The 15,646-nt window shown below is 65.6% G+C and carries 13 protein-coding genes; 9 read left to right on the top strand and 4 right to left on the bottom strand.

Going from position 1 to position 15,646, the window contains the following annotated elements:
• The first annotated feature begins 31 nt into the window (after window positions 1–31).
• The 6 genes from H7F35_RS12395 to H7F35_RS12370 all read left to right on the top strand — a co-directional run bounded on the left by H7F35_RS12395 (window position 32) and on the right by H7F35_RS12370 (window position 5,558).
• Window positions 32–862: an alpha/beta fold hydrolase gene (locus H7F35_RS12395; protein ID WP_187113150.1), complete on the top strand. Its 831-nt coding sequence runs from the start codon at window positions 32–34 to the stop codon at window positions 860–862.
• Complete coding sequence (locus H7F35_RS12390) at window positions 859–2,043, top strand: ABC transporter substrate-binding protein (protein WP_187113149.1); 1,185 nt, start codon at window positions 859–861, stop codon at window positions 2,041–2,043. The genes H7F35_RS12395 and H7F35_RS12390 overlap by 4 nt, the downstream gene beginning before the upstream one ends.
• A 103-nt stretch (window positions 2,044–2,146) precedes the next feature.
• The gene (locus tag H7F35_RS12385) at window positions 2,147–3,019 is read left to right on the top strand and encodes a branched-chain amino acid ABC transporter permease (RefSeq protein WP_187113148.1); all 873 of its coding nucleotides are present in this window, start codon (window positions 2,147–2,149) and stop codon (window positions 3,017–3,019) included.
• Complete coding sequence (locus tag H7F35_RS12380; protein ID WP_187113147.1) at window positions 3,016–3,966, top strand: branched-chain amino acid ABC transporter permease; 951 nt, start codon at window positions 3,016–3,018, stop codon at window positions 3,964–3,966. Before H7F35_RS12385 ends, H7F35_RS12380 begins: the two co-directional genes overlap by 4 nt.
• A 139-nt stretch (window positions 3,967–4,105) precedes the next feature.
• Complete coding sequence (locus tag H7F35_RS12375) at window positions 4,106–4,855, top strand: ABC transporter ATP-binding protein (protein WP_187113146.1); 750 nt, start codon at window positions 4,106–4,108, stop codon at window positions 4,853–4,855.
• A 1-nt stretch (window position 4,856) separates the two neighbouring features.
• The gene (locus H7F35_RS12370; protein WP_187113145.1) at window positions 4,857–5,558 is read left to right on the top strand and encodes an ABC transporter ATP-binding protein; all 702 of its coding nucleotides are present in this window, start codon (window positions 4,857–4,859) and stop codon (window positions 5,556–5,558) included.
• A gap of 21 nt (window positions 5,559–5,579) precedes the next feature.
• Here H7F35_RS12370 and H7F35_RS12365 read toward each other — a convergent pair whose 3' ends face one another.
• Window positions 5,580–7,115: a hypothetical protein gene (locus H7F35_RS12365; protein ID WP_187113144.1), complete on the bottom strand. Its 1,536-nt coding sequence runs from the start codon at window positions 7,113–7,115 to the stop codon at window positions 5,580–5,582.
• 198 nt (window positions 7,116–7,313) lie between these two features.
• Here H7F35_RS12365 and H7F35_RS12360 point away from each other — a divergent pair, with 198 nt between their 5' ends.
• Entirely contained in the window at window positions 7,314–9,242 is a 1,929-nt protein-coding gene (locus H7F35_RS12360; RefSeq protein WP_187113143.1) for a sigma-54-dependent Fis family transcriptional regulator, read from the top strand.
• Window positions 9,243–9,359: 117 nt separating this feature from the next.
• Here H7F35_RS12360 and H7F35_RS12355 read toward each other — a convergent pair whose 3' ends face one another.
• Complete coding sequence (locus tag H7F35_RS12355; protein ID WP_187113142.1) at window positions 9,360–10,754, bottom strand: hypothetical protein; 1,395 nt, start codon at window positions 10,752–10,754, stop codon at window positions 9,360–9,362.
• Window positions 10,755–11,134: 380 nt separating this feature from the next.
• Between H7F35_RS12355 and H7F35_RS12350 the strand changes: the two genes are divergently transcribed.
• Window positions 11,135–12,937 carry an NAD(P)/FAD-dependent oxidoreductase gene (locus tag H7F35_RS12350; protein ID WP_187113141.1) on the top strand — a complete coding sequence of 601 codons (1,803 nt, stop codon included), beginning with the start codon at window positions 11,135–11,137 and terminating at the stop codon, window positions 12,935–12,937.
• Between the two features lies 1 nt (window position 12,938).
• Here the strand turns inward: H7F35_RS12350 and H7F35_RS12345 are convergent, their stop codons facing one another.
• Both H7F35_RS12345 and H7F35_RS12340 read right to left on the bottom strand, forming a co-directional pair.
• Window positions 12,939–13,835, bottom strand: a complete 897-nt coding sequence (locus H7F35_RS12345) for an alpha/beta hydrolase fold domain-containing protein (RefSeq protein ID WP_187113140.1) — start codon at window positions 13,833–13,835, stop codon at window positions 12,939–12,941.
• A gap of 30 nt (window positions 13,836–13,865) precedes the next feature.
• Window positions 13,866–14,573 carry a Crp/Fnr family transcriptional regulator gene (locus H7F35_RS12340; protein WP_187113139.1) on the bottom strand — a complete coding sequence of 236 codons (708 nt, stop codon included), beginning with the start codon at window positions 14,571–14,573 and terminating at the stop codon, window positions 13,866–13,868.
• Between the two features lie 138 nt (window positions 14,574–14,711).
• Between H7F35_RS12340 and H7F35_RS12335 the strand changes: the two genes are divergently transcribed.
• Window positions 14,712–15,635, top strand: coding sequence for a 3-keto-5-aminohexanoate cleavage protein (locus tag H7F35_RS12335; RefSeq protein WP_187113138.1), 924 nt, complete (start codon window positions 14,712–14,714; stop codon window positions 15,633–15,635).
• Window positions 15,636–15,646 lie beyond the last annotated feature (11 nt).

Raw genomic sequence — 15,646 nt, 5'->3', positions numbered from 1 at the left:
CCCTCTCCCAGAGGGAGAGGGGGCAAAACCCATGAGCGCCAGCGCCCGCAGCGACGGCACGCCGGAATTCGCCACCATCACCTGGCGCAACCGCCCCGTGCAGATCGAGTGCGCATGGATCGCTCCCGAGCGTACCAACGCCCCACTCATCGTCTTCCTCCACGAAGGCCTCGGCTCCATCGCCATGTGGAAGGACTTCCCGGCGCAAATCTGCGAAGCCGCCAACGCACGCGGCCTTGTCTTCTCGCGCCCCGGCTACGGCCGCTCCACCCCGCGCGCCGACGACGAGATCTGGGACGTCGACTTCATGCACCGCCAGGCACACGAAGTGCTGCCCGCGCTCTTCACCGCCCTGAAGCTCGGCGACGAAAAGCCCTGGCTCTTCGGCCACAGCGACGGCGGCTCGATCGCGCTGCTCTATGCCTCGCGCTTCCCCGAAAAAGTCGAAGGCCTCGTGGTGCTCGCACCGCACATCTTCGTGGAAGACAAGACCGTCGCGAACATCGAGATTGCCCGCACTGCGTACCTGTCGACCGACCTGCCGAAGAAGCTGGCCCGCTACCACGACAGCGCCGATTCCGCCTTCTGGGGCTGGAACCGCATCTGGCTGCATCCGCCCTTCCGGCACTGGAACATCGAGGCCGAACTCGACACCATCCGCTGCCCGGTGCTGGCCGTGCAGGGCATCGACGACGAGTACGGCACGCTGGCGCAGATCCGCGGCATCGCGGCGCGCGTCAGTGGTACTTGCGAGCTGCTCGAAATCCCTGAATGCGGGCATTCCCCGCATCGCGATCAGCCGGAACGTGTCACCGTCGCAACCGCTTCTTTCATCACCAAAAACAGGAGACAAACACCATGACCACCCTCACCCCGGTTCGCACCGCGCGCCTCGCACTGACCGCGATCGCCTTCGCCGCCCTGGCCACTGCGGCCGGCGCACAGGGCACGGCGAAGCTCAAGGTCGGCCTGATGCTGCCCTACAGCGGCACCTACACCGCACTGGGCGTGGCCATCGAGAACGGCTTCAAGCTCTACGTCGACGAACAGGGCGGCAAGCTGGCCGGCCGCGAGATCGAGTACTTCAAGGTCGACGACGAATCCGACCCCGCCAAGGCCACCGACAACGTCAACAAGCTCATCAAGCGCGACAACGTCGACGTGATCGTCGGCACCGTGCACTCGGGCGTGGCGATGGCCATGGCCAAGGCCGCCAAGGAAAGCGGCACCGTGCTGATCGTGCCGAACGCCGGCGCCGACGCGGTGACCGGCCCGATGTGCGCGCCCAACATCTTCCGCAGCTCGTTCAGCAACTGGCAACCGGCCTACGCCATGGGCGAAGTGGCGGCCAAGCAGCAGGGCAAGAAGAAGATCATGACGATCACCTGGAAGTACGCGGCCGGCGAAGAGTCGGTCAACGGCTTCAAGGAAGGCTTCGAGAAGGCCGGCGGCAAGGTCGACAAGCAGCTCACCCTGCCCTTCCCCAACGTGGAGTTCCAGGCGCTGCTGACCGAGATCGCGGCGGCCAAGCCCGATGCGGTGTACGCATTCTTCGCGGGCGGCGGCGCGGTGAAGTTCGTCAAGGACTACCAGGCCGCGGGCCTGAACAAGACCATTCCGCTGTACGGCCCCGGCTTCCTGACCGACGGCACGCTCGATGCACAGGGCGAATCGGCGCAAGGCATGCTGACCACGCTGCACTACGCCGACGGCCTGAACACCGCGCGCGACAACGCCTTCCGCGTCGGCTACGCCAAGGCCTTCAAGCTGCAGCCCGACGTGTACGCGGTGCAGGGCTATGACGCGGCACAGATGCTGGGCGTGGGCCTGAACGCCACCAAGGGCGACATCTCGAAGAAGGCCGAGTTCACGAGCGCCATCGAGAAGGCCAAGATCGACAGCCCGCGCGGCACGTTCACGATGAGCAAGTCGCACAACCCGGTGCAGGACATCTACCTGCGCAAGGTGGAAGGCAAAGAGAACAAGCTGGTGAGCATTGCGCTGAAGGGTCTCGCCGACCCCGCTCGCGGCTGCCGGATGTAAGAGGCCACGAGGCCTTCGTTATCTCGTTCCCTCGCTGCCCTCGACCGAGTTCACGGGCCGCGAGCCGCCTTGCGGCAATCACATTCAACTGGGATCTCACACGGTGGATTTCGGAACCTTCCTGGTCCAGTGCCTGAACTCGGTTCAGTACGGGCTTTTGCTTTTCCTCGTGGCCTCGGGGCTGACGCTGATCTTCGGGATCATGGGCGTCATCAACCTTGCCCACGGCAGCTTCTACATGATCGGCGCGTACATGGCGTTCGCGCTCGCGCCGCTGTTCGGCGACCAGTTCCTGCTGATGCTGGTGGCCGGCGTGGTGCTGGCGGCCATCTTCGGCTACCTGCTCGAATGGGCCTTCTTCAGCTACCTCTACCAGCGCGACCACCTGCAGCAGGTGCTGATGACCTACGGGCTCATCCTGGTGTTCGAGGAGTTGCGCTCCATCCTGGTCGGCAACGACGTGCACGGCGTGAAGGTGCCGGCCTGGCTCGACGGCAGCTTCGCGCTGGGCAGTGTCATGAGCTACCCGTGGTACCGCCTGTTCGCATCGGCCGCGTGCATCGTGCTCGCGGTCGGCTTGTACTGGGTGGTCAACCGCACGCGCCTGGGCATGATGATCCGCGCCGGTGCCAGCAACCGCGACATGGTGCGTGGCCTGGGCATCGACGTGAAGCGCCTGTACCGCATCGTGTTCGCGGCCGGGGTGGCGCTCGCGGCGCTGGCCGGCATGATCGCGGCGCCCATGTCCTCGGTGTATCCAAACATGGGTGCGAGCGTGCTCATCATCTGCTTCGTGCTGGTGGTGATCGGCGGCATCGGCTCGATCACCGGCGCGCTGCTGGCCTCGCTGCTGGTGGGCTTCGTCGACACCTTCGGCAAGGTGTTCTTCGCGGACCTGAGCGGCATCGGCATCTACCTGCTGATGGCCATCGTGCTGATCTGGAAGCCCGAAGGGCTGATGGGGAGGCGGTCATGAAGAAGAGCGCATTCCTCGTGCCCGTGGCCTGCGCCGTCGCCATCGGCGTGGCGGGCCCGCTGATGGGCAACTACATGTCCGACTTCGTCGTGAAGATCATGATTTTGTCGATCTTCGCGTTGAGCCTCGAACTGCTGGTGGGCATGACCGGCCTCGTGAGCCTGGGCCATGCGGCCTTCTACGGCATCGGCGCGTATGTCACCGTGCTGGCCTCGGGCAGCGAGGGCGGCAACTTCGCGCTGCTGCTGCCGCTGGCCATGGGCGCGGCGGCGCTGTATGCGCTGTTCGTCGGCGCCTTGAGCCTGCGCACGCGCGGCGTGTACTTCATCATGGTGACGCTGGCCTTTGCGCAGATGGCTTTTTTCGTGTTCCACGACACCAAGGTCGGCGGCGGCAGCGACGGCATCTACATGTACGTGCGCCCCGCCATCGGTGCGCTCGACCTGGAGAACCGCACGGTGCTGTTCTATGTGGTGCTGGCCTCGCTGGTGTTCACTTATGGCCTGCTGGCGCTCATTCGCCGCTCGCGCTTCGGTGCGGCGCTCGCGGGCATCCGCGTGAACGAGCAGCGCATGCGTGCGGCGGGCTTCGCGGTGTACGGTTACAAGCTCGCGGCCTTCGTGCTGGCGGGTGCGCTGGCCGGGCTCGCGGGCTTTCTGCTGGCCTCGCGCGATGGCGTGGTCAACCCCGAGCTGATGGCCTGGCACAACTCGGGCGAGGTGCTGCTGATGGTGATCTTGGGCGGCCTCGGCCATCTGCGCGGCGCGGTGATCGGCGCGATCGCCTTCACGCTGCTGAAGGAGATCTTCTCGACGCATGCGGTGATGGGCCCGCTGGCCGACCACTGGCAACTGACGCTGGGCATCGCGATCATCGTGTTCGTGGCCTTGCTGCCGAAGGGGCTGATCGGGCTGGTGCAGCGGCTGTCGCCGAAGGGGGCGGCATGACCTGCGCCCGCTTCCTGTCTTTCTCCCTCCCCTCCCGGGGGAGGGCTTGGGTGGGGGCGCGCGGCCTCCAACACCGCGCAGCATCCAAGGCCGCTTGCCCCCATCCCAACCTTCCCCCGGAAGGGGAAGGAGCAAGACCATGAACGCACTGCTTTCCGTTGAAAAACTCACCCGCCGCTTCGGCGGCCTCACCGCCGTCAACGCCGTCACGCTCGATCTGCACGTCGGCGAAGTCCACGCGGTGATCGGCACCAACGGCGCCGGCAAGTCCACGCTCATCAACATGCTCTCGGGCGAGATCGAGGCCTCCGAAGGCCGCATCGCGCTCGACGGCATCGACATCACCGGCCGCGCGCAGTCGCGCCGCGCCCGCGACGGCGTGGGCCGCAGCTACCAGCGCACCACCATCTTTCCAGAGTTCAGCGTGCACGAGAACTGCCGCCTTGCCGCGCAGGCCGCCACCGCGAAGCCGTGGGCAATCTGGCAGTCGTCACAACGCTGCACCACCAGCAATGCATCGGCCGATGCGGCACTGGAAGCTGCAGGCCTGTCGAACGAGGCACTGCGCATCGCCGGCACGCTGAGCCACGGCGCGCAACGCCAGCTCGAAGTGGCGATGTGCCTTGCCACCCACCCGCGTGTGCTGCTGCTCGACGAGCCGCTCGCCGGCATGGGCGCCGAAGAAACCGACCGCATGCTCACGCTGCTCGTGCGGCTGAAGGCCACGCACGCCATCCTGCTGGTGGAACACGACATGGACGCGGTGTTCCGTATTGCCGACCGCATCACCGTGATGGTGAACGGCACCGTCATCGCCACCGGCGACCCGGCATCGATCCGCGAGAACCCCGAAGTGCGCACCGCCTACCTGGGCGAGGAAAAACACTGACATGCTGCTCGTTCGCGACCTCAACACCTACTACGGCAACAGCCACATCCTGCGCGGCGTGCACGCCGGCATTCCGGCGGCCACCTCGGTCGGCCTGCTCGGGCGCAACGGCATGGGCAAGACCACGCTGATCCGCACGGTGATGGGCTATGTGCGCCCCGCTTCGGGCGAAGTGCAGGTCGACGGCCGCACCGTCACCGGCCTGCCGCCCGAGAAGATGGCGCGGCTGGGCATCGGCTATGTGCCCGAAGGGCGCGGCATCTTCCCGAACCTGTCGGTGCGCGAGAACCTCGTGATGAGCGAGCGCGCGGGCATCGACGGCAAGCGCGAGTGGACCTTCGACCGCGTGATGGCGACCTTTCCGCGGCTGTCCGAGCGGCTGTCGCACGGCGGGCAGCAACTGTCGGGCGGCGAGCAGCAGATGCTGTCGATCGGCCGCGCGCTGATGACCAACCCGCGCCTGCTGATCCTCGATGAAGCGACCGAAGGATTGGCGCCGCTGATCGTGGCGGAGATTTGGCGCGTGATCAGTGAGATTCGCAGCACAGGGATCGCGACGCTGATCGTGGACCGCGACTATCGCAAGGTGCTGGCACATACCGACCTGGCGGTGGTGATGGAGAAGGGGCAGATCGTGCGGCACGGGGCTTCGGCGGAGTTGCTGGCGGAGCCGAAGGTGCTGGAGGAATTGCTGGGGGTGTGAGCAGCCAGCCAGTGCAGCGATTCAGCGCGGCGGCGGCAGCTTCGCATCCACGAAAACTACCAGGTTGTCGCTTGCGACACTCGCCAACTCGTCTCGGAAGAACTCCGCATCTTCCTGCGAGCGGCAGCCCACGTACACCTTGTGATTCACAAGCAGCGGCCGAAGCCCGGCCGCTAACGCAATCCTGCGCGATGTCATGCGCACGCGTGTGGCATCGTAATAGAGGGTCTCGCAAACCGGATCGAAATTGAACACCTCCGGGCTGCCGTAGGGTCTGCCGATGGTGCTGCCGTTCACGGTAATCGCGCATTTCACGCGCGCCTCCTGCAAGGCAGCCGACACCCGAGGCAGGTCAAACACGTACTTGTTGCCGCTGAGCGTCTTGCTCCTGCCCGTTGTCAAGCGCAGCCGGCCGTCTGGCTCGAAAGCACCTAGAAGTGACTGCACAGCAATCGCGCCACCGTGCTGACCTTGAAGCTGCCTGATATCGAACGCCTTAGCATCGTCCTCGATCACTAGTCTGGTCGTATCAAAACTGACCCTCGCCCGGTTGGCGCCGCCATGTCGCACGGCGTTGTAGATGATCTCGAGGATCGCATCGACGAGCCGCTGAACGAACTTTTCGTCGTAGTCGCTGCTCGCGGCATAGCGTCGCAATTTGTACTCAATGTCTTGGCCGAGTTCATGCTCGATCGTGTCGGCCATGGCATCACTAGCAACACCGCGCGCATCGAATTCGACGGCATCGCCCGAAAGCACGTCGCGCAACCAGTCGATTTGTTCATGCGGCCTGGTCACAGCAAGCTGGTCGTGAGACTCGAGCGCACCAAGCAGAGGCTCAAGCGTCTGCGCGGCTTTGGCGGCCGCTTTTGTCTGGAATTCCTGGGAAAAATCGCTACCGCCCGCGTCCGATGCTGACTTGACGACCAGCCAAGGCTGGTTGTCGGCGACGAAGCCAAAAGCCTCCATCTCGCCACCCAGGATTTCCGGCCATGCCGCCACGAGTCTGTCGCGCAAACCGTCGCTTTTGTAGAGCGTCTCCATGCTGGCAAGAGGACCGGCAGCCACGCTGGGCCCTGCAGAGCCCAGACGCTGCCGGAGATCGGCCATCAGCGCGTCCTCGATGCGGACGGCGCTAGTCTTCCGGTTGAGCACCGGCACCATAGCGTCGCCCTGCGCATGCTGCACATTGAGTGAAAGTACTAGCGGACTCACTACTACTGTCTCGACTGCAAGTTGTGCCGGGTTGCCCCAGCAGAATCCGGCCAGCAACGTCATGGCGGGCCTCGGCAGATGGGGGCTACAAAGAATGCCAGTGGCTATACGGGCAACTGAGAGGTCCTTCGAAACTCCACTGTCACCTGTCACGTGCAACACCAGTCGGCCGCCAAGCACGCCGAACGAGCACCCACGGTGCGCAAGCCCGATGTCCGCCCGCGCGCGGTGCTTGAGCACGGTATTGACTGCATTCTTCTCATGGCTGTTCGAGGTCAAAATCAGGACATAGTTGTCCACGAGCGCGGCTGTGTACCGATGGACGTGAACTCGCAAAGTCATGGTCTCTCCTGATGCGATGTGAAGTCGAGGGATAAGGCAAGCAGCATGTTAGACGTCACGCAGGCGGGCTCGCCAGTTCGTTGAAAACGACAACCCCACCGGGTTTCACCTCTCACTCGCGACAGTGCGACAGCCGAATGATGGACGGCTGCGCGGCCCCTGGCATGGCCGCGCCCCACCATCCTCGCGAGGTTGCGCATGACTTCCCTGCAATCGCGTCACATCGACAACGTCTATTCGATCGCCACCGGCACGGCGCTGGCCGATCCGGCGACGAGCCTGGTCCACAAGTCGTGGGCGCGCTGCGTGCGCGACCACGGGCTCGATCCGTCGAAGCCAACACCCGCGCGCATCCTGCCGGCGCAGGAGGTCCGCGCGCACCAGCAGCAGCTCGAACACTTCCTGCGGGCCGCGCGTGCGGGCATGGAAGACATCTACCGCCGCGTGGCCGACCTGGGCTACATGGTGCTGCTGACCGACGCCGAAGGCATCACCGTCGACTACATCGGCAACCCGGCCTGGGACGACCAGTTGCGCAAGGCCGGCCTGTACCTTGGTGCCGACTGGAACGAAGCCCATGCCGGCACCTGCGGCGTGGGCACCTGCCTGGTCGAGCGGCAGCCGATGACCTGCCACCAGACCGAGCACTTCGATGCCACGCACATCGCGCTCACCTGCACCACCGCGCCGCTGTTCGACCACAGCGGCAAGCTCACGGCCATCCTCGATGTGTCGGCGCTGCGCTCGCCCGAGGCGCGGGAAAGCCAGCATCTCGTGAGGCACCTCGTATCGATCTACGCGCGGATGATCGAAGACGCCGATTTCCTGCGCAACTTTCGCGGCCACTGGATCCTGCGGCTGGGCAGCGCGTACGGGCTGGTCGATGTGGCGGGCGAGGTGATGCTGGCGTTCGACGACAGTGGCGCGGTGGTCGGCGCCAATGGCGGTGCGCGACGGGCGTTCAGTGATGCGCAGACGCCGCTGCTGGGCGGCGCGGTGTCGCAACTGCTGCACATGCCGATGGACGCCATCTGGCGCATCGGTGCCGGCGCCTCGTCGGCCATGCCTTTCGCGCACACGGTGCTGTTGCCCGGCGGCGGCGAGTACCACGCCTCGCTGCTGGCGCCGCGCGTGCGGCGTTCGCCGACGACGGCCACCGCTCTCACTTCCACCAAGCCCTCCGACCGCCTGCCGCCGCTCGACCGTATCGCGGGCGACGACCCTGCGATGCAGAAGCTGCTCGCGCAGGCGCGCCGGCTGGTGGACCGGGGCATCCATGTGCTGGTCGAAGGCGAGACCGGCAGCGGCAAGGAAGTGCTGGCGCGCGCGATGCACGGCCAGAGCAGCCGCGCGGCGATGCCCTTCGTGGCAGTGAACTGCGCGGCCATTCCCGATTCGCTGATCGAGAGCGAGCTGTTCGGCTACACGCCCGGCAGCTTCACCGGCGGCCGCGCCAAGGGCATGAAGGGCCTGATCGCGCAGGCCGACCGGGGCACGCTGTTTCTCGACGAGATCGGCGACATGCCGATGGCGCTGCAGACGCGGCTGCTGCGCGTGCTGTCTGAAGGCGAGGTGCTGCCGTTGGGTGCGGAGTCGCCGCAGCGCGTGGACATCGCGGTGGTGGCGGCCACGCATCGGCATCTGCCGGAGCTGGTGGCTGCGGGGCGCTTTCGTGAAGACCTGTATTACCGGTTGTGCGGCGCGGTGCTGAAGCTGCCGCCCTTGCGTGATCGCGGCGACAGGCGCTACCTGATCGAGGTCATGTTCAACGAGGAGGCGGCTGCGATGCGCTCGACGGCGCGGCTGTCCGATGCGGCGATGCAAAGGCTGCTGGCACACGACTGGCCGGGCAACCTGCGTGAGTTGCGCAATGTGCTGCGGCTGTCGCTGGCGTTGTGCACGGGGTCGACTGTGGCAACGCAGGATCTGCAATTGCAGCCGCGGCCGATGCAAAGCGCCGACACGGCGGTCGACGAAGACCCTTTCGATGAATCCGGCCGCCTGCTCGACGCGCTCAAACGCCATCGCTGGCACGTCGCACGCGCGGCCGACGAACTCGGCTTGAGCCGTGCGACCGCCTACCGCCAAATGAAGCGCCAGGGCATCGTGGCGCCGCGTCGAGGGTAAGCCAAGGCAACCGAAACGCAACGCCATCACGCGACCCGAACGAACGCTGCCCTCATGAAAAAAGCCCGCAACGCCTGTGATGGCGTGCGAGCTCTTTTCGTTATCAGCTCTGTCGAGTTACTGGATGAGACCCAGGTGCAGGAAGCCCGCGCGAGCGGACGGACTGCGTGCGCCGACCAGCACTTCGAGCTGCTTGGAACGCATCGTAAAGAAAGAGTCCGGACCCGATGCCGCCGAGCGGATACCGTAGGACGCCGAAGCGGGGCCTGCAGCCACCGTGAGGGCCAACGGGGCATGGATGACTGCGTCGGTCATGACAATGTTATAGACGGACGGGGTGGCACCGATCACCATGTCCATGGTGCCGTCTGTCGACCATCCGGCAAACGAGCTGAAGCCCACATATTCCGACGCCGCCGGCACCCCAATGGCGAACACTTGGCCACCAGTGGCGGGCGATACTCCCGCGCTCAGGTAGATCTTCTCGCCGTCAACGATGGCAACGCCAAAACGGCCGAGGACGGTTCCATCCGCAGGGTTCTTGAGCAACCACAGACCGCTTTCGGTATCCGCTTCGACCTTGCTGGTCACCACGTTTGCCGTCGGACAATTTTCGATCCTGTAGATGATCAGGTCCGAGCACTGCTTCATCACGGTACCGCCACCAGAGATCTGAATCTGCGCAATGGCCGATTCGCGGCTCGAGTTCGAGATCTCTATGCGTGCGCGGTCGTAGGTACCGTCCAGCTTGCTCTGCGTGGCGAGAAGCGCACGGGTCGCCACCAATGGCGCTGCCGCGTAAGACACCGGCGCCGAGAAGGGCTTCGCAAATGGGAACGCTCCGACGATGTTGTCGCCAAGGGCCCAGAGTGCGGAGGTGTTCGTGCCGGTGATGCGGCTGTTCTGGACCTTCCAGTCGTTTGCAAGCGTCGATGGGGTAGGCGGTGTCAGCGTGCCGCTGGTCATATCGCCGGCCGCATCCGTCATGCTGTAGGTGGCCTTGTCGAAATCGATGTTCAGCTTCTGGCGCGAGCCGTTGGCGGCGAACACCATGTAATCGCCGTTGCGATAGTCACCCGTCTGCACTACGAAGTTCAGTTCCTTTGAGCGGCTTTCCGATGCATTGGCCACGAGTTTGTAGGAGCCAGTCTGCGTCTTGTCGGAATTGGCAAAACGCGAAACCCACTGCGCGACGGTGGTGTCGACATCTGTGCGGGTCACGAAGCTGTTGCCGGCGTCGCTGACCCACGTCACGCTGTCGCTGGCCTTGACCACCACTTGCTGGCCGGGCACCACGCTGTATTTGCCGGCGCCATCGGGCGTTGCGGCTGCCCCCGCGATCTCGACCGTGAGCTTGAGCTCCGCAGCGGCGGGCTGCTGCTGCGACGGCGCGGGTGCGACCGGAATCGGCAGCAACGGAACGCCGCCCCCTCCTCCACCTCCACCGCCGCCACAACCGGCCAAACCCAAGACCAACGCCGCGCCGAACGCAACTCCAATGTTTCTCCTCATCTGTCCCTCTTCATTCGTATGAATCAAATACGTCCTCGGCGACGCCGTGGATCGCATACGAATGTAGCGAAGTGCTTAATTTCTGTAATCAAAAGCAAACAGAAAAGTAGTTGAGAAACCACAAGCTGCGCATGTATTGAAAACAATCATTTTTGAAATTAAATCCAAAGTCTTATTTTTGTGTCCACGGCAATATGAGGCCTGTCGCATCCGTGTCGCACGGCCGTCGCAAGCCACCTGCGACGCACACGACAGTTGCGACAAAAACACCGCCAACCCATTGATTCTTCGTCGCGCCCCACGCGGCACGAAAGCTGCGCAATGAACACCGCGAGCGCCATGCAGCGCCGCGCATTCATCCAACGCCACGGAGACATCCAATGACAGACCCGACCACCGCCCCCACCCGGGCCGCCGCCACCTGGCTTGCCGACTTCGCCGCTGCGCTCGCGCGGGGCGACATCGACGCGGCCGTCGCGCTCTTCGAGCCCGACAGCTACTGGCGCGACCTCGTGGCCTTCACATGGAACATCCGCACGCAGGAAGGCCCCGACGCCATTCGCGCGATGCTGAAGGCGCAGCTGGCCGGCACGCAGCCCACGGCCTTCGCGGTCGAGGGCGAAGCGACCGAGGCCGATGGCGTGGTCGATGCGTGGTTCACCTTCGAGACGCGTGTGGCTCGCGGCCGTGGCCATGTGCGCCTTCGCAACGGCAAGGCGTGGACGCTGCTCACCACCATGACCGAGCTGAAGGGCTTCGAGGAAAAGACCGGCGACAACCGCATCAAGGGTGCGGAGCACGGTGTGCACAAGGGCCGCAAGAACTGGCTGGAGCGCCGCGCGGACGAAGAAGCGGCGCTGGGCTACACCGAGCAGCCCGAAGTGCTGATCATCGGCGGCGGCCAGGGTGGCATCGCGCTCGGTGCGCGGCTGCGCCGGCTGGGTGTGCCGACCATCATCGTGGAGCGCAACGCGAAGGCGGGCGACTCCTGGCGCAAGCGCTACAAGTCGCTGTGCCTGCACGACCCGGTCTGGTACGACCACCTGCCCTACATGCCCTTCCCCGATGACTGGCCGGTGTTCGCGCCCAAGGACAAGATCGGCGACTGGCTGGAGATGTACACGAAGATCATGGAACTGAACTACTGGAGTTCCACCCACGCGAAGAAGGCGCGCTTCGACGAAGCCACGCAGACATGGGAAGTGACCGTCGAGCGCGAAGGCAAGCCCGTGGTGCTGCGGCCCAAGCAGTTGGTCTTCGCGCTCGGCGTGTCGGGCTATCCGAACGTGCCGAAGATGGCGGGCGCCGAGAACTTCAAGGGCGACCAGCACCACTCCAGCCTGCACCCGGGGCCCGAGGCTTACGCCGGCAAGAAGTGCGTGGTGCTGGGCTCGAACAACTCGGCGCACGACATCTGCGCGGCCCTGTGGGAGCACGGCGCGGACGTGACGATGGTGCAGCGCTCGTCCACGCACATCGCGCCTTCGCAGTCGCTGATGGAGCTGGCGCTGGGTGGCCTGTATTCCGAGCAGGCGCTGAAGAACGGCATCGACCACCACAAGGGCGACCTGATCTTCGCCTCTGTGCCCTACAAGATCATGCACACCTTCCACATCCCGGTGTACGAGGAGATGAAGAAGCGCGAAGCGGACCTGTATTCAAGGCTGGAGAAGGCGGGCTTTCTGCTGGACTTCGGCGCCGACGGCTCGGGCTTGTTCATGAAGTACCTGCGGCGCGGCTCGGGCTACTACATCGACGTGGGCGCATCGGAGCTGGTGGCCAACGGCAGCATCCACCTGAAGAGCGGCGTGAACATCGAGCGGGTGAACGAGCGCTCGGTCACGCTGACGGACGGCACCGAGCTGCCGGCCGACCTGCTGGTGTACGCCACCGGCTACGGCTCGATGAACGGCTGGCTGGCCGACCTGATCTCGCCCGAGACGGCGGACAAGGTCGGCAAGTGCTGGGGCCTGGGCTCCGACACGCCGAAGGACCCGGGGCCGTGGGAAGGCGAGCTGCGCAACATGTGGAAGCCGACGCAGGTCGACAACCTGTGGTTTCACGGCGGCAACCTGCACCAGTCGCGGCACTACTCGCAGTTCCTGGCGCTGCAGTTGAAGGCGCGAATGGAGGGGATCGATACGCCGGTCTACGAGCTGGCGGCGTCGCACCACACGCGCTGAATCAGCGCCGGCCGCGCACGATCTGCGCGATGGCGGCGCGCGCCGCCATCGCCCGCTTCACCGGCAGCAACGGCCAGACGTGGATCATGCCGGTGGCCTCGTGCATCTCGACATGCACGCCCTGCGCTGCGGTGCGGTCACGCAGGGCCTGGCAGTCCGCCAGCAGCAGGTCACGCGTTCCGATGAAGACCGTGAGCCGGCCCAGCCCCTGCAGCGGACCGTACAGCGGGCTCAGGTGCGGCAGGGCCGGGTCTTCGTCGCCGGCCCACCAGCGCCCCGCTTCCGCCAGCCCGGGGCGGGCCAGCCACGGGTCGTCGGCTTCGAGCGCGGGTATGGCCGGGTTCGACACCGTGAGGTCGAGCCAGGGCGAAATGAGCACGATGTCGCGCGGCTGCGGCAGGCCCAGCGCGGCGAAGCCTTGGGCCAGTGCGAGCGCGAGGCCGCCGCCCGCCGAATCGCCCATCAGCACCAGTTGCCGGGGGTCGTGCCCGGCGGCCAACGCACGGTAGACCTCGTTCACCATCGCGCTGGCCGGCCGGTACGTGTGCTCGGGCGCGAGCGGGAAGATCGGCACATGCGCGGTGCAGCCGGTGGTCTCGACCAGCTCCGCCATCAGGCGCCAGTGGAACGGCGAGATCTCGGCCACGTGCGCGCCGCCGTGCAAGTACAGGAGCTGTACCGATCCCGCGCCGGACAGCGGCGCCAGGGTGTAGCAATCGTGGCCGTCGACCTGGTATTTGCTGATCGTGCAGCGCTTGCGCACCGACGCGGGCGGTTCGGCACTCGCGGTCTTGCGGTCTCGGGCCACGGCCGTGCGCAAGCCTTCGATGCTTTCGAAGCGGCGGCGACGGCCCAGGAGCTTGAGCAATGCGAGGAACAGGGGCCAGGGCAATGTCATGAAGGTTCCGCCGTTTTTTGGATAGGTTCGTTACTCGATGAAGCGCCGCAGCCCTTCGAGGTCGATCACGGTGATGCCGCCGTACTCGATCCGCAAGAAGCCCGCCTCCTTCAACCGATTCAACGCCGCATTGCACCGTTGCCGCGACACGCCCGACAGGTTCGCAATCTCCTCCTGCGAAGTCTGCAGATGCGGCTCGCTGCCCGGATGCAGCCACGGGTGGAACAGCCCCGCCAGCGCGCGCGCCACCTGGCTGTCCGCATCCAGCAGCCGGTGCGCCGCATAGTTGCCCATGAACCAGTGCAGCCGCTCGTTGATCTGCTGCAGCAAAAAATGATCGAAGCCGCGCTGCGTGCGGTGCAGCCACTCGAAAGTGTCCAGCGGCAGCCGCGCCACGCGGCTGGGCCGCAGCGCGATGATGTCGGCCGAGCGCGGCACCGCGCGCAGCAGCGTGCCTTCGCCGAACCAGCTGCCGACCGACAGGCCACCGAAGGTCACCGAGCGCCCGTCGCTGGACGTGATCGACCACTTGAGCAGCCCTTCGAGCGTGCCGTACCAGTGCATCGGCGTGTCGCCGCGCCGGCACAGCGCGGCGCCGGCGGCCACGTCGACTTCGCGCATCTCGTCGCGCACGCGTTCACGCGCCGCTTCATCGAGCAGCGGGAACCAGGCCGAGCCGTGCAGCAGTTGCGGAATCGTCAGCGATGCCGCCTGGATGGCCGGCTTCGTCGTGGGCATGGAATGAAAGCTCCTGAGAAGGCAAAGAAGGGGCGCGCCGCGTAAACCCTGCCCCCAAATGTCGTCGCGATGACTGAGTGTGCCTGCGCCTCAAAAAATAATACCGCGCCCCCCAATGAAAGACACCAGGAGCCCGGAATGTCGTCGAAGCGCAAAGTGATCGTGACCATCGCCCCCACCGGCGGCATGGCGCACAAGTCGCAGAACCCTCACCTGCCCACGCAGCCCGCCGAGATCGCCGCCGACGTGCTGCGCTGCTGGAACGCCGGCGCCAGCGTGGTGGCGATCCACGCGCGCCGGCCCGACGACGGTGCCACCTGCAATGCCGACGTGTACCGCGACATCAACAGCCGCATCCGCGCGGGCGGCAGCGACATCGTCATCAACAACTCTACCGGCGGCGGCGTGCACGGCGACATGGTCAAGCCGCTGGCCGGCGACCGCTGGGAGATCGCGTGGGAAGAGCGCATCAAGGGCATGGACGCCGGCGCCGAGATGTGCACGCTGGACGCCACCACGCTGAACCTGAGCTTCGAAGGCAAGGAGATCCTGATGGACACGCCCATCACGCGCGGGCGAGAACTCGCCGCCGGCATGAAGGCGCGCGGCATCAAGCCCGAGTGGGAGGTGTTCAGCCCCACGCACATCCTGCAGGACGTGACCACGCTGGTCGGCGAGGGGCATGACGACGAGCCCTACTTCATCAACCTCGTGATGAACGTGCACCGCAACTTCCAGAACGCGATGCCGTATTCGCCGCGCAACCTGCAGATGATGGTCGACACGCTGCCCAAGGGCAGCATCTTCGGCGTGAGCGGTATCGGCATGTCGCAGCTCGAAGCCAACGTGGCGGCGCTGCTGCTGGGCGGCCATGCGCGGGTGGGGCTGGAAGACAACCTCTACTTCCGGCACGGCGAGCTGGCCACCAACGTGCAGCTCACCGAGCGCATCGTGCGCGTGATCCGCGAGCTGGACATGGAAGTGGCCACGCCCGCCGAGGCGCGGCAGATGATGGGCCTGCCGCGCACGGGCACGCCACGGCCCGAGTTCGCACTGGGCTGACAGCCGACAAG

This window comes from Variovorax sp. PAMC26660 (assembly GCF_014302995.1).
Classification (GTDB): domain Bacteria; phylum Pseudomonadota; class Gammaproteobacteria; order Burkholderiales; family Burkholderiaceae_C; genus Variovorax.
Note: the sequence above shows the minus strand (reverse complement) of the source record. Positions and strands in the feature narration are given on the sequence as shown.

Bases quoted from the DNA above. Each gene is read 5' to 3' on its own strand.
- H7F35_RS12395 (WP_187113150.1), top strand. From the start codon at position 32: ATGAGCGCCAGCGCCCGCAGCGACGGCACGCCGGAATTCGCCACCATC.
- H7F35_RS12345 (WP_187113140.1), bottom strand. From the start codon at position 13,835: ATGACATTGCCCTGGCCCCTGTTCCTCGCATTGCTCAAGCTCCTGGGC.
- H7F35_RS12365 (WP_187113144.1), bottom strand. From the start codon at position 7,115: ATGACTTTGCGAGTTCACGTCCATCGGTACACAGCCGCGCTCGTGGAC.
- H7F35_RS12380 (WP_187113147.1), top strand. From the start codon at position 3,016: ATGAAGAAGAGCGCATTCCTCGTGCCCGTGGCCTGCGCCGTCGCCATC.
- H7F35_RS12360 (WP_187113143.1), top strand. From the start codon at position 7,314: ATGACTTCCCTGCAATCGCGTCACATCGACAACGTCTATTCGATCGCC.
- H7F35_RS12355 (WP_187113142.1), bottom strand. From the start codon at position 10,754: ATGAGGAGAAACATTGGAGTTGCGTTCGGCGCGGCGTTGGTCTTGGGT.
- H7F35_RS12370 (WP_187113145.1), top strand. From the start codon at position 4,857: ATGCTGCTCGTTCGCGACCTCAACACCTACTACGGCAACAGCCACATC.
- H7F35_RS12375 (WP_187113146.1), top strand. From the start codon at position 4,106: ATGAACGCACTGCTTTCCGTTGAAAAACTCACCCGCCGCTTCGGCGGC.
- H7F35_RS12340 (WP_187113139.1), bottom strand. From the start codon at position 14,573: ATGCCCACGACGAAGCCGGCCATCCAGGCGGCATCGCTGACGATTCCG.
- H7F35_RS12390 (WP_187113149.1), top strand. From the start codon at position 859: ATGACCACCCTCACCCCGGTTCGCACCGCGCGCCTCGCACTGACCGCG.
- H7F35_RS12335 (WP_187113138.1), top strand. From the start codon at position 14,712: ATGTCGTCGAAGCGCAAAGTGATCGTGACCATCGCCCCCACCGGCGGC.
- H7F35_RS12350 (WP_187113141.1), top strand. From the start codon at position 11,135: ATGACAGACCCGACCACCGCCCCCACCCGGGCCGCCGCCACCTGGCTT.